A 461-nucleotide genomic window follows, 5' to 3' on the forward strand; every position below is an offset into this window, starting at 1 on the left:
CGACAAACCGGCCCAATTGATCGAAAAAAGCATGGCCAGCCCCAGCGTCCTGGCGATGCTGCTGACCACCAAATACGTCGACGGTCTGCCACTGTATCGGTTCGAAAAAGTCCTTGGCCGACACGGCATCGACATCCCACGCCAAACCCTGGCGCGCTGGGTGATCCAGTGCTGCGAACACTTTCAGCCGCTGCTGAATCTGATGCGCGACCGGTTGCTGGAAAGTCCGGTGATCCACTGCGATGAAACGCGGGTACAAGTGCTGAAGGAACCGGATCGAGACCCGACCAGCCAGTCCTGGATGTGGGTGCAGGCCAGCGGCCCGCCTGAGCGTCCAGTTATTCTTTTTGACTACACCACCAGCCGCGCGCAGGAGGTGCCACTGCGTCTGCTCGCCGATTATCGTGGCTACCTGATGAGCGACGATTACGCTGGCTATAACGCCGTGGGTGCGCAACCGG

General features: G+C 60.1%; 1 protein-coding gene. It reads left to right on the top strand.

The features are described from left to right. Positions 1–461, top strand: a 461-nt coding sequence (locus tag AACY52_RS30945; RefSeq protein ID WP_339561488.1) for an IS66 family transposase, incomplete at both ends; no start/stop codon positions are given.

The organism is Pseudomonas sp. EA_65y_Pfl1_P113, from assembly GCF_963970525.1.
Classification (GTDB): Bacteria; Pseudomonadota; Gammaproteobacteria; order Pseudomonadales; family Pseudomonadaceae; genus Aquipseudomonas; species Aquipseudomonas tritici.